23 protein-coding genes and 1 tRNA gene are annotated in these 24,704 nt (G+C 59.2%); 12 read left to right on the top strand and 12 right to left on the bottom strand.

From position 1 onward, the window contains the following. Nucleotides 1-48 precede the first annotated feature (48 nt). From ubiB to AKL25_RS05300, 8 genes are all read right to left on the bottom strand, one after another. A complete protein-coding gene (gene ubiB / locus AKL25_RS05335) occupies nucleotides 49-1,620 on the bottom strand; it encodes a ubiquinone biosynthesis regulatory protein kinase UbiB (RefSeq protein WP_050476580.1) in 1,572 nt (523 codons plus the stop codon). Then, the gene (locus AKL25_RS05330; RefSeq protein WP_050476642.1) at nucleotides 1,620-2,186 is read right to left on the bottom strand and encodes a ubiquinone biosynthesis accessory factor UbiJ; all 567 of its coding nucleotides are present in this window, start codon (nucleotides 2,184-2,186) and stop codon (nucleotides 1,620-1,622) included. Before AKL25_RS05330 ends, ubiB begins: the two co-directional genes overlap by 1 nt. A gap of 133 nt (nucleotides 2,187-2,319) precedes the next feature. Beyond that, nucleotides 2,320-3,282 carry a Tim44 domain-containing protein gene (locus AKL25_RS05325; protein ID WP_050476579.1) on the bottom strand — a complete coding sequence of 321 codons (963 nt, stop codon included), beginning with the start codon at nucleotides 3,280-3,282 and terminating at the stop codon, nucleotides 2,320-2,322. Between the two features lie 25 nt (nucleotides 3,283-3,307). Next, entirely contained in the window at nucleotides 3,308-4,042 is a 735-nt protein-coding gene (gene ubiE, locus AKL25_RS05320) for a bifunctional demethylmenaquinone methyltransferase/2-methoxy-6-polyprenyl-1,4-benzoquinol methylase UbiE (protein WP_050476578.1), read from the bottom strand. Between the two features lie 64 nt (nucleotides 4,043-4,106). Continuing rightward, a complete protein-coding gene (locus AKL25_RS05315; protein WP_050476577.1) occupies nucleotides 4,107-4,622 on the bottom strand; it encodes a GNAT family N-acetyltransferase in 516 nt (171 codons plus the stop codon). Further along, nucleotides 4,600-5,028 (bottom strand): gamma-butyrobetaine hydroxylase family protein, encoded by a 429-nt coding sequence (locus tag AKL25_RS05310; RefSeq protein WP_050476576.1) that lies wholly within the window; start codon nucleotides 5,026-5,028, stop codon nucleotides 4,600-4,602. Before AKL25_RS05310 ends, AKL25_RS05315 begins: the two co-directional genes overlap by 23 nt. A gap of 88 nt (nucleotides 5,029-5,116) precedes the next feature. After that, a complete protein-coding gene (locus AKL25_RS05305) occupies nucleotides 5,117-5,554 on the bottom strand; it encodes an HIT family protein (protein WP_050476575.1) in 438 nt (145 codons plus the stop codon). Nucleotides 5,555-5,556: 2 nt separating this feature from the next. Next, nucleotides 5,557-9,558, bottom strand: coding sequence for a DUF3683 domain-containing protein (locus tag AKL25_RS05300; RefSeq protein ID WP_050476574.1), 4,002 nt, complete (start codon nucleotides 9,556-9,558; stop codon nucleotides 5,557-5,559). Nucleotides 9,559-9,929: 371 nt separating this feature from the next. Here AKL25_RS05300 and AKL25_RS05295 point away from each other — a divergent pair, with 371 nt between their 5' ends. Then, a complete protein-coding gene (locus tag AKL25_RS05295) occupies nucleotides 9,930-10,874 on the top strand; it encodes a ZIP family metal transporter (RefSeq protein WP_050476641.1) in 945 nt (314 codons plus the stop codon). A 7-nt stretch (nucleotides 10,875-10,881) separates the two neighbouring features. Here AKL25_RS05295 and AKL25_RS05290 read toward each other — a convergent pair whose 3' ends face one another. After that, on the bottom strand, nucleotides 10,882-11,373 hold the full coding sequence (locus AKL25_RS05290; protein WP_050476573.1) for a YqaA family protein: 492 nt from the start codon (nucleotides 11,371-11,373) through the stop codon (nucleotides 10,882-10,884). 235 nt (nucleotides 11,374-11,608) lie between these two features. Here AKL25_RS05290 and ilvA point away from each other — a divergent pair, with 235 nt between their 5' ends. Together ilvA and queF are read left to right on the top strand one after the other, a co-directional pair. Next, entirely contained in the window at nucleotides 11,609-13,168 is a 1,560-nt protein-coding gene (gene ilvA, locus AKL25_RS05285) for a threonine ammonia-lyase, biosynthetic (RefSeq protein ID WP_276203001.1), read from the top strand. A 76-nt stretch (nucleotides 13,169-13,244) separates the two neighbouring features. Next, nucleotides 13,245-14,084, top strand: coding sequence for an NADPH-dependent 7-cyano-7-deazaguanine reductase QueF (queF, locus tag AKL25_RS05280; RefSeq protein ID WP_050476571.1), 840 nt, complete (start codon nucleotides 13,245-13,247; stop codon nucleotides 14,082-14,084). A gap of 41 nt (nucleotides 14,085-14,125) precedes the next feature. Here queF and AKL25_RS05275 read toward each other — a convergent pair whose 3' ends face one another. Next, a complete protein-coding gene (locus AKL25_RS05275; protein ID WP_157050493.1) occupies nucleotides 14,126-14,452 on the bottom strand; it encodes a hypothetical protein in 327 nt (108 codons plus the stop codon). 202 nt (nucleotides 14,453-14,654) lie between these two features. Between AKL25_RS05275 and AKL25_RS05270 the strand changes: the two genes are divergently transcribed. The 4 genes from AKL25_RS05270 (at nucleotide 14,655) to rapZ (ending at nucleotide 17,839) form a co-directional block, all read left to right on the top strand. Next, nucleotides 14,655-15,161: a hypothetical protein gene (locus AKL25_RS05270; protein ID WP_157050491.1), complete on the top strand. Its 507-nt coding sequence runs from the start codon at nucleotides 14,655-14,657 to the stop codon at nucleotides 15,159-15,161. Between the two features lie 188 nt (nucleotides 15,162-15,349). Further along, a complete protein-coding gene (locus tag AKL25_RS05265; protein ID WP_050476568.1) occupies nucleotides 15,350-15,823 on the top strand; it encodes a PTS sugar transporter subunit IIA in 474 nt (157 codons plus the stop codon). 101 nt (nucleotides 15,824-15,924) lie between these two features. After that, complete coding sequence (gene hprK / locus AKL25_RS05260; protein ID WP_007880748.1) at nucleotides 15,925-16,863, top strand: HPr(Ser) kinase/phosphatase; 939 nt, start codon at nucleotides 15,925-15,927, stop codon at nucleotides 16,861-16,863. Nucleotides 16,864-16,975: 112 nt separating this feature from the next. Then, complete coding sequence (gene rapZ / locus AKL25_RS05255) at nucleotides 16,976-17,839, top strand: RNase adapter RapZ (RefSeq protein ID WP_205627211.1); 864 nt, start codon at nucleotides 16,976-16,978, stop codon at nucleotides 17,837-17,839. Between the two features lie 16 nt (nucleotides 17,840-17,855). Here rapZ and mutY read toward each other — a convergent pair whose 3' ends face one another. Next, nucleotides 17,856-19,007 (bottom strand): A/G-specific adenine glycosylase, encoded by a 1,152-nt coding sequence (mutY, locus tag AKL25_RS05250; RefSeq protein ID WP_050476566.1) that lies wholly within the window; start codon nucleotides 19,005-19,007, stop codon nucleotides 17,856-17,858. Beyond that, a complete protein-coding gene (gene mutM, locus AKL25_RS05245) occupies nucleotides 19,004-19,825 on the bottom strand; it encodes a bifunctional DNA-formamidopyrimidine glycosylase/DNA-(apurinic or apyrimidinic site) lyase (protein WP_050476565.1) in 822 nt (273 codons plus the stop codon). The genes mutY and mutM overlap by 4 nt, the downstream gene beginning before the upstream one ends. A gap of 171 nt (nucleotides 19,826-19,996) precedes the next feature. Here mutM and AKL25_RS05240 point away from each other — a divergent pair, with 171 nt between their 5' ends. From AKL25_RS05240 to AKL25_RS05220, 5 genes are all read left to right on the top strand, one after another. Then, nucleotides 19,997-21,799: a tetratricopeptide repeat protein gene (locus AKL25_RS05240; protein WP_205627210.1), complete on the top strand. Its 1,803-nt coding sequence runs from the start codon at nucleotides 19,997-19,999 to the stop codon at nucleotides 21,797-21,799. Between the two features lie 21 nt (nucleotides 21,800-21,820). Beyond that, nucleotides 21,821-22,450 (top strand): outer membrane lipoprotein LolB, encoded by a 630-nt coding sequence (locus AKL25_RS05235; protein WP_050476563.1) that lies wholly within the window; start codon nucleotides 21,821-21,823, stop codon nucleotides 22,448-22,450. 70 nt (nucleotides 22,451-22,520) lie between these two features. Then, the gene (ispE, locus tag AKL25_RS05230) at nucleotides 22,521-23,390 is read left to right on the top strand and encodes a 4-(cytidine 5'-diphospho)-2-C-methyl-D-erythritol kinase (RefSeq protein ID WP_050476562.1); all 870 of its coding nucleotides are present in this window, start codon (nucleotides 22,521-22,523) and stop codon (nucleotides 23,388-23,390) included. A gap of 76 nt (nucleotides 23,391-23,466) precedes the next feature. After that, nucleotides 23,467-23,543 (top strand) — tRNA-Gln (locus tag AKL25_RS05225). 132 nt (nucleotides 23,544-23,675) lie between these two features. Continuing rightward, nucleotides 23,676-24,626 carry a ribose-phosphate pyrophosphokinase gene (locus tag AKL25_RS05220; protein ID WP_007880734.1) on the top strand — a complete coding sequence of 317 codons (951 nt, stop codon included), beginning with the start codon at nucleotides 23,676-23,678 and terminating at the stop codon, nucleotides 24,624-24,626. Nucleotides 24,627-24,704: the final 78 nt, after the last annotated feature.

Raw genomic sequence — 24,704 nt, 5'->3', positions numbered from 1 at the left:
ACTCAACATGCGGCCGCATTCATGTATGCAGAAACGCGATCGTCCTCGTTAAAACCGCAGGAAATGGATCAGCAATTGCACGACGATAATCCCGCCGATCAGGCCGCCGCCAAAATACACGATCACGCCCAGCAGCATGTTGGTGCGGCGCTGCTCGCTCACCAGCTTCTTGAGCAATTCGGCGTTTTGCGAGTTCTGATTGTTCTCGGTCGCCATCGTCAGCGCCTGATGCGCCAGCCGCGGCAATTGCGGCAGCAGGCGGCTGTAGCGCGGCACTTCGATTTTCAACTGCTGCACAAAACCGCGCCAGCCGATCTGCTCGTTCATCCAGCGCTCCAGATAAGGCTTGGCGGTCTTCCACAGATCAAGATCGGGATCGAGTTGACGGCCGAGGCCTTCGACGTTGAGCAAGGTCTTTTGCAGCAGCACCAGTTGCGGCTGCACTTCGACGTTGAAGCGGCGCGAGGTCTGGAACAGGCGCAGCAGCACCTGGCCGAAGGAGATGTCCTTCAGCGGGCGATCGAAGATCGGTTCGCAGCAAGCGCGCACCGCAGCTTCGAGTTCGTCGACGCGCGTTTCTTTCGGCGCCCAGCCGGATTCGATATGCGCTTCGGCCACACGCTTGTAGTCGCGCTGGAAGAACGCCAGGAAATTCTGCGACAGGTAATCCTTGTCGAAATCGGTCAGCGTACCGACGATGCCGAAGTCCAGCGCAATATAGCGGCCGAAGGTAGCCGGTGCGGTCGACACCAGGATATTTCCCGGATGCATGTCGGCGTGGAAGAAACCATCGCGAAACACCTGCGTGAAGAAGATCTCGACGCCGTCGCGCGACAGCTTCTCCAGGTCGACGCCCTCTTCCAGCAAGCGCGCCGTCTGCCCGATCGGGATGCCGTGCATGCGCTCCATGACGATCACCGACGAGGAGCAGTAATCCCAATACATCTCCGGCACCATCAGCAAATCGGAGTTGGCGAAGTTGCGGCGCAACTGGCTGGCGTTGGCCGCTTCGCGCATCAGGTCCAGTTCGTCGTGCAGGTATTTGTCGAACTCGGCGACCACTTCCCTGGCCTTGAGGCGGCGGCCGTCGGCCCACAGGCGCTCCACCCAGTCAGCAGCGATATGCATCAGGCCGATGTCGTGGTCGATAGTGTTGCGCATACCGGGACGCAGCACCTTGACGGCGACTTCGGTGCCGTCCTTCAGCGTGGCGAAATGCACCTGGGCGATCGATGCCGAGGCGATCGGCGTGCGGTCAAAAGTGGCGAACAAGGCATCGGGATGGGCGCCCAGCGATTTCTGGATCTGCGCAATCGCCAGCTCGGAATCGAAGGGCGGCACGCGGTCTTGCAGACGCGTCAGCTCGTCGGCAATGTCCAGCGGCAGCAAATCGCGGCGCGTCGACAGCACTTGCCCGAACTTGACGAAGATCGGGCCAAGGTCTTCCAGCGCCCGGCGCAGACGCTCGCCGCGCGGCGTCGAAATATCGCGCCAGAAAAAAATCGCATTCAGGAAACGGGTGATGCGCGGCGTGTCGAAACCGGAAATCGCGATTTCATCGAGACCATAACGGATCGCGACGCGAACGATCTTGAACAGACGCAGGGAACGCAGAAACATCAGCGGCGCTCCAGCTTCTCTATCCGCTTGGACAGGCGTTCGAGGTCGTCGCGCAGTTTGACGACGTCGCCGGAAAATTCGGTCATGACGTGGGGACGTATCAGCATCGGCTGTTCTTCCAGAAAGTATTCGGCGACATTTTCGGCGAGTTGTTTTTGCGTGGTCTGCGCAGCGGAGATGACCGACTTCGTGCCGGAAACGATGCGCGCGGCGGCGATGTCGCCGACTACCTTGCTGAGGTCTTCTTCGGCATCCCAGCGCAGCGACTGGCTCAACTGGGAAATGGCGTTGGCGAAATCGGCGTCGCCCTCGATCTTCACGTAAGAAACGGCACGCTCGCGATTGGCGAGAATCAGCGGCACATCGGTCAATTTCACATGGATCGTCACGGCCGGCACGGCGTTTTCATCGGCGTTTTTGAGGAAGCCGTCGCCGGTCACGGTCAGCATCAGTTGCGCCAGGCCGGCGTCGATGCAGGCGGTCTTGTCGCGATGTGCGACCAGCCGGGCCTGGGCCCATGGTTCCTGGGCAAGCAAATGATTGATGACGGCAGCGACGGGGCGCATGAAATTAGAGAGCATGGGAATGTGCGGCATCAAAAAAGAAAACCGCCCGAGAGAAGTCGGGCGGTTTCAAGTTTAACAGTTCTTGGCGCGGCCAAGTGACTCCAGGCATTGTGTGCGGGGAGCCGGCATCGGACTACACCTGCTGAATGCCTGCCAGCACCCAGCCGCCGCTGCCGTTGACCGGCTTGGAGAGATTCCAGATTTCGGCAAACGGTTCGGCCGATGCATCCGGCGCTTCCTTGATCAGGCCGGTGAACTTGATGGTCGCCAGGTAATCGTGCTCCAGCGTTTCAATGCCGAGCAGCTCGCCGTCGATCTGCACGACATCAGTGTTGTTCGCTGCCGCACCGCGCTCCTGCAATTGCAGGCGCAGTTCGCCGAACATTTCCGGCGTGGTGAATTCGCGGATGTCGTTGATGTCGGCCTTGTCCCATGCCGCTTGCAGGCGGATGAAGTAGGTCTTGCCGTTACGGATGAAACCGGCAACGTCGAAATCGGACGGGATGCCCCAGGGAATGATCGGCGCGTTGGCCGCGGCAGCAGGCGTGGTCGAACCGAACTCGTTCGATTGCAATGCTGCCGGCGCTTGCACGCCGACCGGTTCGATGCGCGAGCCGATTTCCGGCGTGTAGACGGTCGGTTCGGCAGCACTGGCGTAGGCCGGTTGCGGATTGAAGCCCCCGCTGTTAGCTGTATTGCCGCTCTTGCGGCTGAACATGCGGAACAGGAACATCGCCACGAAGGCCAGCAAGGCGACCATCAGAATGGTGCTGATCATGCTTGCCATCGCGCCGCCCATACCGAAATGCGACAACAGCGCACCCAGGCCGAGACCCAGCAAGGCGCCGCCGAGGATGCCCTTCCATGGGCTGGCCGGCTTGGGCGGCACTGTTTGCGGAGCCGCAGCAGGCGCTGCCGGTTTGGCAGGAGCGACGTTGGACGGCGATTGCGCCGGGCGTGTCGGCACCTGGCGCGAATAGTTCGAGGATTGCTTGCCGAACGAGCCGCCGCCGCCGAGGCGTTTGGCTTCGGCGCCGGACATCGCGACCGTCATGGTCGTCAGGGCCAGCATCAGGATGACGAATAACTTTTTCACACAAGCTCCTACAAATTGGTTCAGGCTAGAGTTTGATACCGGTATGCAATGCCGCCACGCCGGCCGTCAGGTTGTAATACTGCACACGCTCCAGGCCGACGTCTTCCATCATCTTTTTCAGGGTTTCCTGATCGGGATGCATGCGAATCGATTCAGCCAGATAACGATAGCTTTCCGCATCGTTGGCGACTTTCTTGCCCAGCCATGGCAGCACCGAGAAGGAATACACGTCGTAAGGCTTCTTCAGCGGCTCCCAGACCTTGGAAAATTCCAGCACCAGCAACTTGCCGCCCGGCTTGAGCACCCGGCGCATTTCCGCCAGCGCCGCGTCCTTGTGCGTCATATTGCGCAAACCGAACGCCACAGAGACCCGGTCGAAGTAGTTATCAGGAAACGGCAGTTTCTCGGCGTCGCACAGCAAGGTGGGGGTCGGAATGCCCTTATTCAATAGGCGATCGCGGCCCACGCGCAGCATCGATTCGTTGATGTCGGTCAGCCAGACCTCGCCGGTTGGACCCGCCTGCTTGGCAAACGCCTTGGACAGGTCGCCGGTGCCGCCCGCAATGTCGAGCACCTTGAAACCCGGACGGATGCCTGCCTGGGCGATGGTGAAGGCCTTCCACACGCGATGCAGGCCGGCCGACATGAAGTCGTTCATGATGTCGTACTTGGCGGCGACGGAATGGAAGACTTCCGCGACTTTATGTACTTTGTCTTCTTCTGCGACGGTTTCGTAACCGAAGTGGGTGGTATTGGTCATAAGGCAAGCTGTTATGAGTAATGCGACATTATATAAGGTCAATATGAGGCGATGCCGTCCGGCATCAGCCACGCAAACGCGCCATGGCCAGCGCATCGACATACTCGCCGGCGCGGAAGGCAAACGCCTTGTGCTCGCCTTCCGTTTCAAAACCGAACTTGCGGTACAGCGCGATGGCCGGCGCATTGTCGCTGAACACGGTCAGTTCCAGGCGACGAATATCGAGCCAGTTGTCGGCGGCATCGACCAGTTCTTTCATCAAAGCCGAGCCGACGCCCTTGCCGCAGTGCGCATCGTGCACGCCCATCCCGATCGACGCCGCATGACTGCGCCGTCCCGCATAACGGGTGAGACTGCCCTGGGCGATGACCGTTCCACCTTCCACCGCAACCAGATGCAGGCCGCCCACGGACGGTGCTTCCAACCATTTGCGCACGGTCTCGAAGGTCTGGTGCGGCAAACGCAAGGTGCCGTGGCGAAAACCCGGCAGATTGATCAGTTTGGTGAGGCCGTCGACGTCGCCGGGATGTGCGGCGCGGACGATGAAGCCGGTCGATTCAGTGGTGGTGTCCACAGGCATGGCCGTTTCCCTTGTCGTTTGAAACGACAGCGCCCGGTTCCCTGCCGCTGTCGCGGGTGAAGCCGGCGGCTTCCAGTTTTTGCAGATAGGTTTCCCACATCGCATCCTGGTCGCGGCCGAGCTGATAAAGGTATTCCCAGGTAAAAATCCCGCTGGAATGCTCGTCGGAAAAAATCGGTTTGATGCCGTAGTTGCCGACCGGCTCGACGCCGACGATGCCGACGTCGCGCTTGCCGGTCTGCAGCGTTTCCTGGCCGGGACCGTGGCCGCGTACTTCGGCGGACGGCGAATACACGCGCAGCAGTTCGAAGGGAATCGAATACATCGCGCCGTCGTCGAAGGCGACTTCCATCACGCGCGATTGCGTGCGGACTTTGAAGGATACGGGGATAGGACCAGAACTCATTGCTTGCGCTTTCTATTCCGTGAAACGAAGGCTGGCTGCCTGGCTTTTATTCTTTGCGAGACAGCCGGTCTTCATGAAGGTCGTCAGGTCAGGATGGCGTCGCCAGATGACGTTCGATGGCGGTGCGCAGTTGCGGCAGTTTCGCGCGGCGCTGCTCCAGCGTTGCCGCCGGAGTTTCACGCTTGGCCTCCGCCCAGACCGGACTAGGGAAATGCGCATCGTCGGTATAGCGTGGAACCACATGCCAGTGCACATGCGGCGTCATGTTGCCGAGGCTGGCGACGTTGATTTTTTCCGGCTGCATGACTTCGCGTACGGCGGCTTCGACGGCCCACACCGCATGCATGACGGCGTTGCGGTCAGTTGGCGACAGGTCCGTCATCTCTTTGACGTGAGCGTTCCAGATCACGCGGCAGAAACCGGGGTAAGCGGCTTCGTCGACCAGCACGACGCGATAGCCGTCGTTTTTGAATACCAGCTGACCGCCGTCGCCGTCGCACAGATCGCAAGCGCTGACATTGCTCATGCTCACACCAGCACGCGTTCGATGCCGCCGTTGTTGGCGCGCGCCACGTAGTCCGGCAACCAGTTTTCGCCGAGCAGATGCTTGGCCATTTCGACCACGATGTAGTCGGCGGTGGTGCCGGAATCTTCGTTGTAGCGCGACAAACCCTGGAAGCACGACGGGCACGATGTCAGGATCTTGACGTCGCCGTCGAAGCCGTCAGCACGCACCTTGTCGGCGCCCTTGCGCATTTCTTCTTCCTTGCGGAAGCGCACCTGGGTCGAGACATCCGGACGGCTCACGCCGAAGGTGCCCGATTCGCCGCAGCAGCGATCGTTCTTTTCGATCTTTTGTGCGTCGATGGTAGTGATCAGCGAATTGACCGTCTTCAGCGGATCCTGCAGCTTCATCGGGCTGTGGCAAGGATCGTGGTACATGTAGCGGGTACCGGTCACACCTTCCAGGCGCACGCCCTTCTCCAGCAGATATTCGTGGATGTCGATGATGCGGCAGCCAGGGAAGATCTTCTCGAATTCATAACCTTGCAACTGGTCGTAGCAGGTGCCGCAAGACACCACGACGGTCTTGATGTCGAGGTAGTTCAGCGTATTGGCCATGCGGTGGAACAGCACGCGGTTGTCGGTGATGATCTTTTCGGCCTTGTCGAAGTCGCCGCTGCCGCGTTGCGGATAACCGCAGCACAGGTAGCCCGGCGGCAAGACAGTCTGCACGCCGACGTTCCACAGCATCGCCTGTGTCGCCAGGCCGACTTGCGAGAACAGGCGCTCCGAACCGCAACCGGGGAAGTAGAACACGGCTTCGGTATCGGCTGTGGTCGTCTTCGGATCGCGGATGATAGGCACGATCTTGTCGTCTTCGATATCCAGCAAGGCGCGCGCGGTCTTCTTCGGCAGATTGCCCGGCATCTTCTTGTTGATGAAGTGGATCACCTGCTCCTTGATCGGCGCCTTGCCGACCGTAGCTGCAGGTTTCTGCGTCTGCTTCTTCGCGAACTTCTTCAGGATGTCGTTACCCAGGCGCTGGGCCTTGAAGCCCCAGTCGGTCATCACTTTGCGCGTGGCGTTGATGGTCGCCGGATCAGTCGCATTGAGGAAGAACATCGCCGCGGTAGTACCCGGGTTGAACGACTTCTTGCCCATCTTGCGCAGCAGATTGCGCATGTTCATCGAGACGTCGCCGAAGTCGATATCGACCGGGCACGGCGTCACGCATTTGTGGCAGACGGTGCAGTGATCGGCGACGTCTTCGAACTCTTCCCAATGCTTGATCGAGATGCCGCGGCGGGTCTGCTCTTCGTACAGGAAGGCTTCGACCAGCAGCGAGGTCGCCAGGATCTTGTTGCGCGGCGAATACAGCAGGTTCGCGCGCGGTACGTGCGTTGCACACACCGGCTTGCACTTGCCGCAACGCAGGCAGTCCTTGACGCTGTTGGCGATGGCGCCGATATCGCTTTGCTGCATGATCAGCGATTCGTGGCCCATCAGACCGAAAGACGGCGTGTAGGCGTTGCTCAGGTCGGCTTCAAAACCGGGCAGGTTCAGCAGTTTGCCCTTGTTGAAACGGCCTTCCGGATCGATGCGCAATTTGTAGGCGCGGAATTCGCCGATTTCTTCTTCGGTCAAAAATTCCAGCTTGGTGATGCCGATGCCGTGCTCGCCGGAAATCACGCCGTCCAGCGAACGCGCCAGCGCCATGATGCGCGCCACGGCTTCGTGGGCATCCTGCAGCATCTGATAATGATCGGAGTTGACCGGCAAATTGGTGTGCACGTTGCCGTCGCCGGCGTGCATGTGCAGCGCAACGAACACGCGCCCGCGCAGCACGCGCTTGTGGATGGCGTTGCATTCTTCCAGGATCAGCTTGAACGCGGCGCCGCTGAAAATCTGGCGCAATTGCGCACGGACTTCCTGCTTCCAGGTCACGCGCACGGTGCGATCTTGCACCACGTGGAAGACATTGGCCTCAGGCTGTTCGATCAGACGCTGATCAAACACCGGCAGCAGCTTGTCCAGACCCAGCGCAGCCATTTCGTCCTTGGCCGCACGCAGCGGCTTGTCGAGATTGGCCAGCAGATAGGTCCAGCGCGCCTGCGTCTGTGCGATCAGCGCTTCGGCCTGATGTACGCGGTCTTCCAGCATTTCTGCCGCTGGAATGTCCTCGCCTTCGCCGTCGTCGCTCTTGCCCAGCGGCAGATTGCCCTTGGCGAAGAAGGCGTTGAGCTCGTCCAGAAATTGCAGCTTGTTCTTGATCGACAGTTCGATGTTGATGCGCTCGATGCCGTCGGTGTATTCGCCCATGCGATTGAGCGGAATCACCACGTCTTCGTTGATCTTGAAGGCGTTGGTGTGCTTTGCAATCGCGGCGGTGCGCGAACGGTCGAGCCAGAATTTCTTGCGCGCCTCGGGGCTGATCGCGACGAAACCTTCGCCGACGCGATTGTTGGCCATGCGGATCACTTCCGACGCGGCTTGCGCCACGGCGTTTTCATCGTCGCCGACGATGTCGCCGATCAGCACCATCTTCGGCAGCACACCGCGTTTGGATTTAGTGGCGTAGCCGACCGCGCGCAGATAACGCTCGTCCAAGTGTTCCAGGCCGGCCAGGATGGCGCCGCCCTTTTTGGTTTCGGCATCGAGGTAATTCTTGATTTCGACAATCGACGGAATCGCCTCGCGCGCCTGGCCGAAGAATTCGAGACAGACGGTGCGCGTCTGCTTCGGCATCTTGTGCAGGATCCAGCGCGCCGAGGTGATCAGGCCGTCGCAACCTTCCTTCTGGATGCCCGGCAGACCGGACAGGAATTTGTCGGTGACGTCCTTGCCCAGGCCTTCCTTGCGGAATTTGCGGCCGGCGATTTCGAGGATTTCGGTTTTGAAGACTTCGGTCTTCTGGCCTTTTTCACCGGGATGCGACCATTCGAGCTTGAAGCGCGCGAGTTCGACATCGTGGATCTTGCCGAGGTTGTGATCCAGACGCGTGACTTCGAGCCAGTCGCCTTGCGGATCGACCATGCGCCAGCTGGCCAGGTTGTCGAGCGCGGTGCCCCACAACACGGCCTTCTTGCCGCCGGCGTTCATGGCGACGTTGCCGCCGATGCACGAAGCCTCGGCCGAGGTCGGGTCGACCGCGAACACGAAGCCGGCTTTTTCAGCCGCATCGGAGACGCGCTTGGTGACCACGCCGGCGCCCGAGTAAATCGTGGCGTACGGTTTGTCCAGACCGGGCAGCACTTCCATCTCGACGGCGCCGAGCTGTTCCAGCTTTTCGGTATTGATGACGGCCGACATCGGCGTGAGCGGAATCGCGCCGCCGGTATAACCGGTGCCGCCGCCGCGCGGGATGATGGTCAGGCCGAGTTCGATACAGGCCTTGACCAGGCCGGCCATTTCGTCTTCGCTGTCGGGCGTCAGCACGACGAACGGATACTCGACGCGCCAGTCGGTGGCGTCGGTCACGTGCGAGACGCGCGACAGGCCGTCGAACTTGATGTTGTCTTTGGCGGTGTAGCGGCCCAGGACCTTGTTGGCGCGCTTGCGCAGGTCGTAGGTCCGCTTGAATTCTTCGGAGAACTCGGCAACCGCTTTCTTTGCGGCACGCACCAGCGCTTCGACACTGGTGCTGCGGCGCGCGGCGTCGGCGTCGCCGGCTTCACCCTGGTTGATGTCGATGCGGCGTTTGTCCACCTCGCCCAGACGATGATTGAGCGCGTCGATCAGCGCAGCGCGGCGCTTGGGATTGTCGAGCAAATCGTCTTGCAGATAAGGATTGCGGCGCACCACCCAGATGTCGCCCAGCACTTCATACAACATGCGCGCAGATCGACCGGTCTGGCGCTTGGCGCGCAGCTCGTCGAGCAGACGCCATGCATCCTCGCCCAATAAGCGAATCACGATTTCGCGATCGGAGAACGAGGTGTAGTTGTAGGGAATTTCGCGCAAGCGCGTCGGAGTGGCGCCTTGCGGCGCATCTGTGAGCAAAGCCTGGATTTTTGCGGGGGCGTTCATTAATTTGGAAAAAAATCTGCTGCCGGATGTGCATTTTATCTTATTGCCGCCACTCGCGAGGGAATGCCCTTACTTTTGGCAGAACAATGAGAAATGCTTCTTATTTGAGAAAGTAAGCGACTTTTGCGTGAATTTCCGCATTGCAATATAAACATTCCTATTGCATCAATAAATACAATCAATTTTTTAATTCTAATTGTTTAAATTTATTATTGGCTTGTCGAAATTTCACCCAAGCCCCGTGGAGAATGCTATGTTGCAAGTACTGATTACCGAATTTCTGGAAAATCTAGCCATCACCCTCGCTGAATACGCCGAGTGCAAAGCTTAGGACAGCCATCCGCCAATCCATACAGATAGGGATGACTGCCATGATACAAGCTCAATTGCGCAAACCATATTTAAACCAATCCGCTCCGACCTCCGCTGAATACGCTGCGCCACGCCTGCGCCTGAGGTGGCGCCAGATCGCCATGCTGGCGGTCGGCCTCATTTTCATTCTGGTCAAATCCTACGAAGGACTGAGCGGCTTCTTCCTTGCGCATCCGCAGGTCATGCCGGCTTTGCTCGGCTCCTCTGCGGCTGCGGGACTGACGGCGCTGGGCGCGCTCGGCGTATTGTTCACGCGCCGCATTTCGGAACGTACCCAGGACGTGATGCTGGGCTACGGCGGCGGCATCATGCTGGCGGCCAGCGTATTTTCGCTGATCATTCCGGCCATGAACCAGGCGCAGGCGCTGGGTTACGGCAAGACTGCCGCGGTGCTGCTGACGGCAACCGGCATCATGCTCGGCGGTCTGTTTGTGCTGGCGATCAATCATCTGGTGCCGCATCAGCATTTCATTGCGCCCAATCCGGAGATCCATTCTGCGCGCACCAGCCGCATCTGGATGTTCGTGATGGCCGTCACCATCCACAATTTCCCGGAAGGCCTGGCGATCGGCGTGGGCTTCGGCGCGGATGAGATGGGCAAGGCCGTTGCGCTGGCAACCGGCATCGGGATCCAGGATATTCCGGAAGGTCTGGTCGTGGCGCTGGCTTTGCGCACGCTGGGTTATTCGCCGTGGAAATCGGCCGGCGCCGGAATTCTGTCCGGCCTGGTGGAACCCATCGGCGGCGTGCTCGGCGCGCTGGCGACCGGCGTCTCTGCAACCGCCTTGCCGTGGGCGCTGGCAGGCGCCGGCGGCGCGATGCTGTTCGTGATCAGTCACGAAGTGATTCCCGAGTCGCATCGCCAGGGCCACGAAACCCAAGCCACGCTGGGCTTGCTGGCCGGCTTCGTGACGATGATGCTGCTTGATACGCTGCTGGGCTAAAAAGACCCTAGGCCAGCCAGTCCGCCACACTGCGCCAGAAACCGTCCGGCACATTCAGCAACAGCCAGGTCATCAGGATATAGCGCACGAATTTGCCGATCGCCATGTAGAACACCGACGGCCAGAACGGCAGTTTGAGCCAGCCCGCCAGCGTGCAGATCGGATCGCCGATACCCGGCAGCCAGGCCAGCAGCATGGTCTTGGCGCCGAAGCGCTCCAGCCAGTGGAACCAGCGGCTGGTGCGTTCTCTGGCAAAGGTCTGCTTGGCGCCGTATCCCATCCAGTAGTCCACCACGCCGCCCAGCGTATTGCCCACGGTTGCCACCAGAATCACTTGCCAGAAGATCTCCGGATTGGCTTTGATGACCGCAAAGACGGCGGGCTCGGAGCCGAGCGGCAGCAATGTTGCCGAAACAAAACTGATGATGAAGACGGAAGTCAGGCCGACTGTGGGGACGGCAAGGGTTTTCAATAACCAGAGAATGGCGTTTTCAATCATGCAGATGGGAAAGTAATTGGAAGATGCGGAAGAAGTAGGAGAACTTTGACCGCAATTGGTTGCAATAGCCGATTTTTCAGCCTTTTTCGTCACGGCGGATACGCCGCATGCACGCGTCAATATAAGTCCGTGCGGCGGCTCCATTATAATGATCAGTTCGCCGCGACCATGCCTTTTCCTGTTCTACCTGCGAAAGCGGGGTAAAACGGGACACAAATCGCGTAACCAAAACTGCGTGAACCACGCAGAACTGTGCCCTGACCAGACCATGACCACCGACTACTTGCAGAAAATCCTCACCGCCCGTGTCTACGACGTTGCTGTTGAAACGCCGCTGGAGATTGCCAACACCCTGTCGCAGCGGATGGAAAATCGGATTTACTTCAAGCGCGAAGATATGCAGAGCGTGTTCAGCTTCAAGCTGCGCGGCGCCTATAACAAGATGGCGCATCTGAGTCCGGTGCAGTTGAAGCGCGGCGTGATTTGCGCCTCGGCCGGCAATCACGCGCAAGGTGTCGCCCTGTCGGCCGCCAAGCTCGGCTGCCGCGCCGTGATCGTCATGCCGACCACCACGCCGACCGTGAAGATTGAAGCGGTCAAGGGCCGCGGCGGCGAAGTGGTGCTGTTCGGCGATTCGTTCACCGACGCCTACAACCATGCGCTGACGCTGGAAAAGAAACTGAAGCTGACTTTCGTCCACCCGTTCGACGATCCTTACGTCATCGCCGGCCAGGGCACCGTCGGCATGGAAATCCTGCGCCAGCATCCCGATCCTATCCACGCCATTTTCGTCGCCATCGGCGGTGGCGGCCTGATCTCAGGCATCGCGGCCTACGTCAAGGCCGTGCGTCCGGACATCAAGATCATCGGCGTGCAGACCACGGACTCCGACGCCATGGCGCGCAGCATCAAGGCCGGCCGCCGCATCACCTTGCCGGACGTGGGTCTGTTCTCGGATGGGACCGCGGTCAAGCTGGTCGGCGAAGAAACCTTCCGCATCACCAAACAACTGGTCGACGACATCATCCTGGTCGACACCGACGCCGTCTGCACCGCGATCAAGGATATCTTCCAGGACACGCGCAGCATCGTCGAACCAGCCGGCGCACTGGCCGTCGCCGGTGCCAAGGCTTACATCGAGCGCGCCAAAAACAGCAAGAAGCCGATCAAGAACGAATCCCTGATCACCATCGCCTGCGGCGCCAACATGAACTTCGACCGCCTGCGCTTCGTCGCGGAAATGGCCGATGTCGGCGAAGCGCGCGAGGCGGTGTTCGCCGTCACGATTCCGGAAGAACACGGCAGCTTCAAACGTTTCTGCGAAGTGGTCGGACCGCGCAATGTGACCGAATTCAACTACCGTATCAGCGATGCAAAGTCCGCGCACATCTTCGTCGGCATCCAGACCAGCAGCGCCGACGAACCGGCCAAGATCGCGAAGACATTCGAGAAGAACGGTTTCAGCACGCTGGACCTGACGCACGACGAACTGGCGAAGGTCCATATCCGCCATCTGGTCGGCGGCAAGAGTTCGCTGGCGCAGGACGAATTGCTGTACCGTTTCGAGTTCCCGGAACGTCCGGGCGCGCTGATGCGCTTCCTGAGCAACATGAATCCGAACTGGAATATCAGCCTGTTCCACTACCGCAATCAAGGCGGCGATGTCGGCCGCATTCTGGTCGGGCTGCAGGTGCCAAAGAAGGAAATGAAAACCTTCCGCGCCTTCCTCGACAACCTCGGTTATCGTCATTGGGACGAGAGCAAGAATCCGCTGTACAAACTGTTCCTGGGTTAAACCGCCCAGGATAATTGCAGCACCCGCACCGACACGCCACATAAAGAAACGCCAGAAGCACGAAGGAAGCAAGACCATGATGCACCCGAATTCACCCGACACCTCGCCGCTGGGCAAGTCCTCCGCTTATCCCAGCGCCTACGACCCGGCTTTGCTGTTCCCGATTCCGCGCCAGGCCAAGCGCGACGAACTCGGCCTGCAAGGCACGCTGCCGTTTTTCGGCATCGATATCTGGAATGCGTATGAAGTGTCCTGGCTGAATCAACGCGGCAAGCCGCAGATTGCGATTGCCACCTTCATGATTCCGGCGGACTCCGCCAACATCCTCGAATCGAAATCCTTCAAGCTCTACCTGAACTCGTTCAACCAGACCCGTCTTGACGATCAGCAGGCGTTGATCGATATCGTGCAAAAAGATCTGTCGGCGGCGGCAGGCGCCGGCGTGCAAGTCACGCTGACGGAACCCGGCGCGTTCTCCGCTTTGCAGATGGGCGAACTGAGCGGCCTGCTGCTGGACCGGCTGGATATCGAAGTCGTCGACCATCATCCGAATCCCTCGCTGCTGTTCGCCAATCAGGATGAAGCAATGGTGGAAGAAACGCTGTTGTCGCATCTGCTGAAATCCAACTGCCCGGTCACCGGCCAGCCGGACTGGGGCAGCGTGCAGATCCACTATGTCGGCGCGCCGATCAATCAGGAAGCCTTGCTGAAATACCTGATCGGATTCCGTGAACACAACGAATTTCACGAGCAATGCGTGGAGCGCATTTTTGTCGACGTCTTGCGTCAATGCAAACCCCAGAAGCTTTCAGTTTATGCGCGTTATACACGGCGCGGCGGTCTTGACATCAATCCATGGCGCAGTAATTTTTCTGCGAGCCGTGCACCTTCCAACCTGAGAAACGCACGTCAATAAATCGATCCGGCGCAAGATGTAAGCTCCTTGTTACAAAGGAATTACATCCTGCGCATCGTCGGAAAATACAGCGTTTCCTGCCGAACGACCGGCCTGCAGGCCGCTTCCCGCAACATTTTGAAACTATTTTCACGTTTTTCAGAAAACTTCTTGTGCCATGATCTTGTCTCAGTCATGGACAGTTCACCAGACGATGCTTCGTCTGCATCGTTGATTTTCAATCCGCAACATTCGAAACGCACAACGGCAACAAGGCTCTGAAGCAAGGCTTCATGTGCGTTGATTTTGCTGATCTTGCAGCCGTCGTTTTCGTCTTTGCACAAACTCGGTCTTCGCTGCACAACGGCACAACCACGCCCTTTTTTCATGGCGGGGAAAACGGTCAGTTTCCTCCAGGCAGATATCCGTCAATCCGGACATGCCACGCCAATTGCAATCGACCATTCATAGCCAATAAAAAATATGAGCCAATTATTTCCATCCTCCTTTCGCCTTTCCCGCCGCCCTTCCCACCGCGCTTTGCTGGCGGGAATTTTCACGGTAGCCTGCGCAGGCGCATCGCTGCCTGCCATGGCCCAGCAGAGCGACGAATTCAGCTGGTGGCAATCCGCCAAGAACCACGCGTCGGAAATCATCGACAAGGGCGACGATGCGATCTACGTCTCCGGATGGGCGCACCATGGCCGCAGCACCTACACCAAAGAGAAGCTGAACGAACTCAACGAACATGCCTGGGGCCTCGGCTACGGCAAGACCATGCGCAATGAGCGCGGCGACGACGAATCGCTGTACGGCTTCGTGATCAAGGATTCGCACCGCCATCCGCAGATCATGGCCGGTTACGCCTATGAGTGGGTGTTTCCGATCAGCCACACGCCGCTGGAACTTGGCATCGGCGGCACGGCAATGCTGATGAGCCGCCAGGATTATTTCGGCGGAGTCCCCTTCCCCGTGCCGCTGCCGCTGGCATCGATCGGCACCAAAAAGGCAAAAATCATGTTTTCTTACGTTCCGCGTTTCTCATCGAACAAGAACAGCGGCGACGTGCTGTTGGTTTTTGGCCGCATCGAGATGTAAAACCTGCGCGCTTGCTTCCCCGGTAAAACAGGCCCGTCTTACCGGGGAAAACGATTTTTTATCACCCTCCCGGGCCGCTCCCGCAGCGCCCGACATTTACCCGAAAGCAACACCGGAATTCATTGCGTAACTCCCAAAGAAGCCTATAATCCTGCACAAAAGCCTATCTAGCGCCTTTCTTTTGTGTCATGACAAATCTAGCAAAAATCCTGTCCCCAGAGAACGTCATTCTGGACTTAGAAGTCTCCAGCAAAAAACGAGCATTCGAACAAGCCGGACTTACCTTTGAAAACAACAGCGGCATCGCTCGCTCCACTGTTTCTGAAAACCTGTTTGCACGCGAACGCCTAGGCTCGACAGGGCTGGGACACGGCGTGGCCGTTCCGCATGGCCGCATCAAAGGACTCAAGGCGCCGCTGGCGCTATTCATGCGCCTGGCCGAGCCGATTCCTTTCGAGTCGCCCGACGGCGAACCCGTGAAGCTGCTGATCTTTTTGCTGATCCCCGACAACGTGACGCAACAGCACCTGGAAATCCTGTCTGAAATTGCAGAGATGTTTTCGGATAATGCCTTCCGCGCTGAACTGATCGCCGATCCCGACGCAGCGTCCGTGTACTCGCGCCTGGTCACCTGGCAGCCGTCGCTGGAAAAAACCAATTAAGCAAAATAACGCGCGGATCCTTACATGACCAGGATCCGCTGCGTCCGCGCACGCATAACGTGAATTAACGCCGCACCGTAACCACCGTCTTTCGGAGAGCCATGCCTGCCTACACCGCGCTATCGATACAGCAACTGTATGAAGAAAACCGCGAATCGCTGCAGCTGGGCTGGTTTGCCGGCTTCCCCGGCGGAGAACGACTGATTTCCGGCGACGCCGCCTCGGCCGCCGATCAGGTCGGCCACTTGAACCTGATCCACCCGGGCCGCATTCAGGTCTTCGGCCATCAGGAAACCGAGTACTACCAGCGCCTCTCCAACACTTCCCGCGCTTATCAAACCGCCGAACTGGTGGCTGGCGAGCCGCCCGCGTTCATCATCGCGCAAGGCCTGGCGACGCCGCCCGATATCCTGGCGATCTGCGACGAAAAAAACATCCCGCTGTTCTCGACGCCGCTGCCTGCCGCGCAAGTCATCGATTACCTGCGCGTCTACCTGTCCAAAAAACTGGCGCAACAGATCACCATGCACGGCGTGTTCATGGACGTACTCGGCGTAGGCGTGCTGATTACCGGCGAATCCGGCCTCGGCAAAAGCGAACTGGGTCTGGAACTGATCTCGCGCAGCCACGGTCTGGTGGCCGACGATGCCGTCGAGTTCGCGCGTATTGCGCCGAACATGATCGAAGGCCGCTGCCCGCCGCTGCTGCAAAACTTGCTGGAAGTGCGCGGCCTCGGACTGCTCGATATCAAGGCGATCTTCGGCGAAACCGCGGTGCGCCGCAAAATGCGCCTGAAGCTGATCGTGCATCTGGTCCGCCGCAGCACGCTGGAAGAAAACTACGAACGCCTGCCGCTCGACGCCCAGTTCGAAGACGTGCTCGGCCTGCCGATCCGCAAGGTAGTGATCCCGGTGGCGGCCGGCCGCAATATCGCGGTGCTGCTGGAAGCCGCGGTACGCAACACCATCCTGCAATTGCGCGGCATCGACACGCTCAAGGAATTCATCGATCGCCAGCGCAAGGCGATGAACGGCGAATAAGAATAAATACAAGCTGCAAAGGGACCATTTCCTGTACGGAAAACCCCTAAAAATTTTGGGTTAAACTGGAAGTAAGCAGAAGCATCCTTTGCATTGAGGTATCATCATACCCATGCGTATCGTCCTCATTACTGGCATTTCCGGCTCCGGCAAATCGGTCGCTCTCCACGTTCTGGAGGACGCCGGTTATTTTTGCGTCGACAATCTGCCGCCGGCGCTGCTGCGCAGCCTGGTGGAAACCCGTCTGCAAGAAGGCGATGAGACAATGGCCGTCGCTACCGACGCGCGCAGCGCCGATTCGCTTGCGGGTCTGGGACCGGATATTCAGTTGCTCAAGGAGCAGGGACATGACGTCAAACTGTTCTTTTTGACCGCAACCACCGAATCGCTGATCACGCGTTTTTCCGAAACGCGCCGCAGCCATCCGCTGTCGCACCGCCTGCTGCCCGACCAGAACCCGACCGACCGCATGACGCTGACCGAGTGCATTCACAAGGAAAGAGAAATGCTGAGCGTGGTCGAAGGTCTGGGCCACGTCATCGACACCTCCAACCTGAGCGCCAACAAGCTGCGCGCGTGGATTCGCGACCTGATCGATACCGAGCAGGCAAGCCTCACCCTGCTGTTTGAATCTTTTGCGTTTAAATTCGGGGTGCCGCTGGATGCGGATCTGGTATTTGATGTCCGCGTGCTGCCCAATCCGCACTATGACCTGCGCCTGCGCCCGCTCACGGGACGCGATGCGCCGGTGATCGAATTTCTTGCCGACTTGCCTGCCGTGAATGACTTGCTGACGGACATCCGCAACTTCGTCGAAAAGTGGCTGCCCTCATTCAAGCGCGACAATCGCAGCTACCTGACGGTGGCGATCGGTTGCACCGGCGGACAGCACCGCTCGGTTTACATCGTCGAGCAACTGGCCAAATATTTCTCGGAAAACGAGAATGTCGTGATACGCCATCGCCAGCTCAGCTAAGCGATTTTAACTCTCATCAATTCAGCAAATCATCGGTGCGCAGCACACCCAGCAGCAGTTTCTTGACGGGTGCGGGCAAAGGCGCATCCGCCAACTGTGCGACCGGGTACCAGACGTACACCGATTCGGCCGCCTGCAGCAAACGCTTTTTCAGCACCACCTGGAACGGCGACACGTGCAATTTGAAATGCGTGAAGACGTGTGAAAACGGCTGCAATTTGCGGCAGGCGGCAATCGTGCCGAAAGGGCGCGTCGCATTGTCGACGGCGAGTTCAAACTCCTCGGCGTTCCGGCTCACCGGCAGCTCAGGCAGCGACAGCAATCCGCCCCAGATCCCGCTGTCGGGACGCTGCTGCAACAAGACGTCGCCACCTTCGCTGATGACCAACATCATCGTGTCTTTTTCGGGAACGGCCTTCTTCGGCTTGCGCACCGGCAGCTCCGATGTACGGTCCGTGGCAAGCGCCACGCAGCGTTGCGCCAGCGGGCAGCGATCGCAAGCCGGCTTGCCGCGCACGCAGAGCGTCGCCCCCAGGTCCATCAAACCCTGCGTATAGGATTCCATGTCGGCTTGCGGCAACAAGGCAACGGCGCGCCGCCACAACTGATCTTCCACCGGCTTGGCGCCGGGAAAACCTTCGACGCCGAACACGCGCGCAAACACGCGCTTGACGTTGCCGTCGAGAATGGCGGCACGCTTGCCATAGGCGAAAGCAGCAATGGCCGCAGCCGTGGAGCGGCCGATGCCCGGCAGATCGGCCAGCAAGTCGGGATCATCGGGGAAACGTCCGCCGTATTCCTCCGTCACACGCTGCGCACAGCGATGCAGGTTGCGCGCCCGGGTGTAATAACCGAGCCCGCTCCAGTGCGACATCACCGCCTCGGACGGCGCCGCCGCAAGACTTTCGACGGTCGGAAAACTCTGCAGGAATTTTTGATAATACGGAATCACGGCCGTCACCTGCGTCTGCTGCAGCATGATTTCAGACAGCCAGATGCGATAGGCGTCGCGCGTGTTCTGCCACGGCAAGGCATGCCTGCCGTGCTGCTTTTGCCAGCCGATGACGGCGGCCGAAAAACCGGGATCGGCGAAATTGTCTGCCGCCGTCAGTGCGCCTGCCTGGACGGCGCCGGGCGTCAGATCCGTTTTGGTGAGAACACGTTTCATCGTTGGCAAATCACACAGTAAAAGGTGGAACGCTGGCCTTGCTTGATCTGGCGTATCGGCGTCGCACAGATGCGGCACTCTTCGCCGGTACGGTTATAGACGAAATAGCTTTGCTGGAAATAACCCGACTGGCCGTTGACGGCAATAAAGTCGCGCAAGCTGCTGCCGCCCTGCTCGATCGCCGCAGCGAGCGTCTCGCGGATCGCCGCCGCCAGTTTCTCGTAACGCGGCAGGCTGATTTTGCTTGCCGCCGTTTTTGGATTGATGCCGGCCTTGAACAGGCTTTCCGATGCATAAATATTACCGACCCCGACCACGATGTCGCCGGCCAGCAAGACCTGCTTGATCGGTGCACTGCGGTTGCGCGTCTGGCGATGCAGCTCTCTTGCCGAAAATTTGTCTTCCAGCGGCTCCAGGCCCAGACCACGCAGCAGCATGTGCTCCTCGATGTCGCCATCGGCAACGTCGTGCCACAAAACCGCGCCAAAGCGGCGCGGATCGGTCATGCGCATGACTTGCTTGCCGACCACGAGGTCGAAGTGATCGTGCTTTTGCGGCGCTATGCCCAAAGGCAGAATACGCAAGTGTCCCGACATCCCCAGATGCACGATCAGCGTGCCATGGTCGAAGTTGATCAGCAGATACTTGCCGCGCCGCCCGGTCGAACGCACCACGCGACCGGCAAGCCGTTGCTGCAGGTCGGCGGGGAACGGCCAGCGCAAGCCGGTATGGCGCATCACCACGGCGGTGACCGCGCGCCCTTCGAGATGAGGAGCGACGCCGCGGCGGGTGACTTCTACTTCTGGTAATTCAGGCATGGGAACGCGTACGGTTGAATGGGATTGCAAGAGAAGCTTACGGGCAAGCATGGACGACTATGGGCCGCTATCATACGGCAGATGGTTTACACTCGCTTACACCAAGAAGCATGCCGTTGAGCGTAAAATTAATGTCTGTCCGCTCATTTGCCAAATTACTCAGGATTTCCCTTGAAAAAACCTCTCGCCATTGTAACGCTCTCCGTCATGCTCTCCGCGTGTGCCAGCCTGCGGCAACCCAGCGAGACCGATACGACTACCGTTGCAAGCAGCAAGAAGCAGACTCTGGTCAAAGCCACACCGGCCCGCAAGGGACAAGCCAAAGCCAGGGCGCAGCAGCCGGAAGACGCACTGCCGACGCCTGAGCTGAGCGATGAAGTCCTGTTCCGGATCATGAGCTCTGAAATCGCCTTCCAGCGCGGCCAGTGGCAAGCAGCTTATGTCACCCTGCTGGGCGCGGCGCAGCAAACCCGCGATCCTCGCCTGGCAAAACGCGCTGCCGAAATGGCGCTGGCGGCACGCCACCCCAATGAGGCGCTGGCCGCCGTGCGCCTGTGGACCGAACTGGCGCCGCATTCGGATGAAGCCCTGCAGAACTATCTGGGCCTGATCATGTTGGGCGACAATATTTCGGAAATCCAGCCGCTGATGGCGCAACGCCTGGCAGAAGCCGATCCGCAGGCGCGCGGCCCGATGATCCTGCAAATCCAGCGCCTGCTGATGCGCGCCAAAGACAAATCCGGCGCTTACGCCATCCTGCAAGACATCGTGGCGCCCTATCCGACGCTGCTCGAAACCCATGTCGCGCTGGCGCAAGGCGCCTATGCCAACCGCGACGGCGATCGCGCTCGCGACGAAGCCAGACAGGCGCTGAAGATCAAACCCGATTCCGAACTGGCGATCCTGACGCTGGCGCAAGTCACGCCGGACGGCGTCGAAGCGATGAAGCTGGTCTCCGACTTCCTCAAGAAATATCCGGATTCACGCGAAGTGCGCGTCGCCTATGCGCGCGGACTGGTTGAGCAGAAACAGTTCGAACAGGCGCGCAGCCAGTTCCAGACCTTGCTCAAGGACGACAAGGACGACCTGACCACGCTGTACGCGTTGGGCATCCTGAATGTGCAGACCAATCACCTGACCGAAGGCGAAACCTACCTGAAGCGCTATCTGGAAGTCCTCGCAGCCCAGCCGGAAGATGAACGCGATCCGACCCAAGCGCTGTTGCTGCTGTCGCAAATCGCCGAAGAGCGCAACGATATTCCGGGCGCATTGAAGTATCTGGAACAGGTCGAGCCGGGTGAATCCTATAACGCCGTGCAAATCCGCCGCGGGCAACTGATGGCCAAGAGCGGCGACATCGACGGCGCCCGCAAAGTGCTGCAACAAGCGCAATCGGATGCCGGCAACGACCGCGAGCTGCTGCAGCTGATTCAGGGCGAAGCGCAGATCCTGCGCGACAGCGAGCGCTACCAGGATGCGTCGGACGTATTGTCGGCAGGCCTGAAACGCTTCCCGGACAGCACCGACCTGCTGTACGACTATGCGATGGTGACCGACAAGACCGGCAACTATCAGGACATGGAAACCTCGCTGCGCAAGATCATCGCGCTGGCGCCGAACAACCAGCACGCCTACAACGCGCTGGGCTATTCGCTGGCCGATCGCAACATCCGCCTGCCGGAAGCCGTGACGCTAATCAAGAAGGCGGTGGAACTGGCGCCGGAAGATCCATTCATTGCCGACAGCCTGGGCTGGGCGGAATTCCGCATGGGTAACCTGGACGAGGCCGAGAAAGAATTGCGCCGCGCCTACGGCCTGCGTCCCGATCCGGAAATCGGCATCCATCTCGGCGAAATCCTCTGGGCACGCGGCAAACAGGACGAAGCCAAAAAGCTGTGGCGTGAAGCGCAAGCCAAGGATCCGAAAAACGACGTGCTCAAGAGCACCCTGGACCGCCTCAAGGTTCAGCTCTGATCCGCGGACAAGCAGCCTGATATGACCATGAATTTGTTGAAGCACAGCGCAGCGGCATGCCTGGTCATGCTGGCCGCCGGCTGCGCCACCGTTGCACCGCCGGAAAGCGCAGATAACGGCCCTGCCGTCGAACGCCATTACAGCGACGCCATCGACCTCAGCGGTCGCCTGTCAATCCGCTATGAACAAGACCGCCGCGAACAGGCCGTGCACGGCAGCTTCACCTGGAATCAGAGCGCGCGGCATATCGTTCTCAGCCTGCTCTCGCCGCTGGGCCAGACGCTGGCAACCATCGACATCAAGCCGGGCATCGCCGTCCTGACGCAATCGGGCAAGCCGCCGATGTCGGCCGCCGATGTCGATGTCCTGACAGAACAGGCGCTGGGCTGGCCGTTGCCGGTGTCCGGCCTGCGCGACTGGCTGCAAGGATTCGGACGCGGCGCCGACGGCAAACCCTTTGTTGCGCAGCCTTCCCGCGATACGGTGCGCCTTACCACCCGTGACGGCTGGACCCTGAGTTACGGCGAATGGCAAGACGATGCCGCCAAAACGGCCCAGAATCGCCCCAAACGCATCGATCTGGCACGCGACACCAAACAGGCCGGCCCGGTATCGATCCGCATCGTGATCGACAACTGGCAAAGCCATTAACCAGATATCCGGGCGCCGGCCCCTGATCGGCGCTCGTCACCGCAACACCAACGATTCCCCACACCGATTCATGCAAGCAAGCCTGTCCAACTGCCCCGCCCCGGCAAAACTGAACCTGTTCCTGCACGTGACCGGCCGTCGCGCCGACGGCTATCACCTGCTGCAAACGGTATTTCAACTGCTGGATCGCTGCGACACGCTGGATTTTTCCGTGCGCGCCGACGGCCGCATTCACCGCACCAACGAGCTAGCCGGCGTGCCGGAAGAGACCGATCTGGTGGTGCGCGCCGCCCGCTTGCTGCAAACCGCCAGCGGCAAGCCCCATCTCGGCGCCGATATCACCGTCCGCAAGCAGCTTCCCATGGGCGGCGGCCTCGGCGGCGGCTCGTCCGATGCAGCGACGACGCTGATGGTCTTGAATCATCTGTGGCAAACCGGGCTGACGCGCGCACAATTGATGGCGCTGGGGCTGCAATTGGGCGCCGATGTGCCCTTCTTCTTGTTCGGCCGCAATGCGTTTGCCGAGGGCGTCGGTGAAGAGCTGATCGCCCTGGAAACCGCCAACCGCTGGTTCGTGGTGATCGAGCCGGGGGTCTCTGTGCCGACCGCGATAATTTTTTCGTCAGAAGAATTGACAAGGGATACAAAAGTCGTCAGAATAACGGACTTTCCTGAAGCGCATAATCTTCTCGATAGCGACTTCGGAAAAAACGACTTAGAAGTGGTGGCTGCCAAGCAGTTTCCTCCTGTCGCAGAAGCCATCAAGTGGCTCAAGACATTCGGAAACGCAAGGATGACAGGATCCGGCGCTTGCGTGTTTTGTTCTTTTGAACACGAACATCAAGCCGACGAAGTACTGAAACAAGTACCTTCGAAATGGATAGCTTGGAAAGCCAAAGCGATGCAGGAACATCCTCTCGCCCATTTGACAAGTTCGTAACCAAGAATTGGTTTGACGACGAATTGCACGCGATGTTAAAAGTGTAGTCGGTTCGGCGGCAAACAGCAGATTGCGTAGGGGAATCGCCAAGTTGGTTAAGGCACTGGATTTTGATTCCAGCATTCCAAGGTTCGAATCCTTGTTCCCCTGCCATTAAATTTGGGCAGTTTTACATCGCCCGATAAAGAAAAAAGAAGCCAAAGAGATAAGCCGTCAACGCAAGACTGTACAGTCAAGCATTGTCGGCTTTTCGACTTTTAAACGATTGCATTCAGGGATACCCATATGGCATACGAAAACCTGATGGTTTTTACCGGCAGCGCCAACCCGGAACTGGCGCAAGGCGTCGTCGAAAAATTAGGTATCCCGTTGGGCAAGGCCAATGTTTCGAAGTTCTCCGACGGTGAAGTGATGGTCGAGATCAACGAAAACGTGCGCGGTAAAGACGTTTTCGTGTTGCAGTCGACCTGTGCGCCGACCAACGACAACCTGATGGAAATCATGATCATGGTTGATGCGTTGAAGCGTGCTTCCGCCGGCCGTATCACTGCTGCCATTCCGTACTATGGTTATGCCCGCCAGGATCGCCGTCCGCGTTCCGCCCGTGTTGCGATTTCGGCCAAGGTCGTCGCCAACATGCTGCAGGAAGCCGGCGTTGAACGCGTCCTGATCATGGACTTGCACGCTGACCAGATTCAGGGTTTCTTCGACATTCCGGTCGACAACATCTATGCATCGCCGATTTTGCTGGGCGATCTGGTGAGCAAGAATTACGACGACCTGCTGGTCGTGTCGCCCGACGTCGGCGGCGTGGTGCGCGCCCGTGCATTGGCGAAGCGCCTCGGCTGCGACCTGGCGATCATCGACAAACGCCGCCCGAAAGCGAACGTGTCGGAAGTCATGAACATCATCGGCGAAGTCGAAGGCCGCAACTGCGTGATCATGGATGACATGGTCGATACCGCCGGCACGCTGACCAAGGCTGCCGAAGTATTGAAAGAGCGCGGCGCCAAGAAGGTTGTTGCTTACTGTACGCACCCTGTTTTGTCCGGCCCGGCGCTGGATCGCATCGCCAATTCGCCGCTGGACGAGCTGGTCGTCACCGACACGATTCCGCTGTCGGACGCCGCCAAGGCCTGCGGCAAGATTCGCCAACTGACTTGCGCCAGCCTGCTGGCCGAGACATTCAAGCGCATCAGCAAGGGCGACTCGGTGATGTCGCTGTTTGCAGAATAAGTTTTAGATTCAGATTCAGTTTTAATCCTGCCGTGCAAACGGCGGGATCCTTGAATCCCCTGGTCGCGGGGGATTTTT

The organism is Herbaspirillum rhizosphaerae (assembly GCF_001189965.1).
Taxonomy (GTDB): Bacteria; Pseudomonadota; Gammaproteobacteria; order Burkholderiales; family Burkholderiaceae_D; genus Herbaspirillum; species Herbaspirillum rhizosphaerae.
This window is presented reverse-complemented; position numbering and strand designations above follow the sequence as displayed.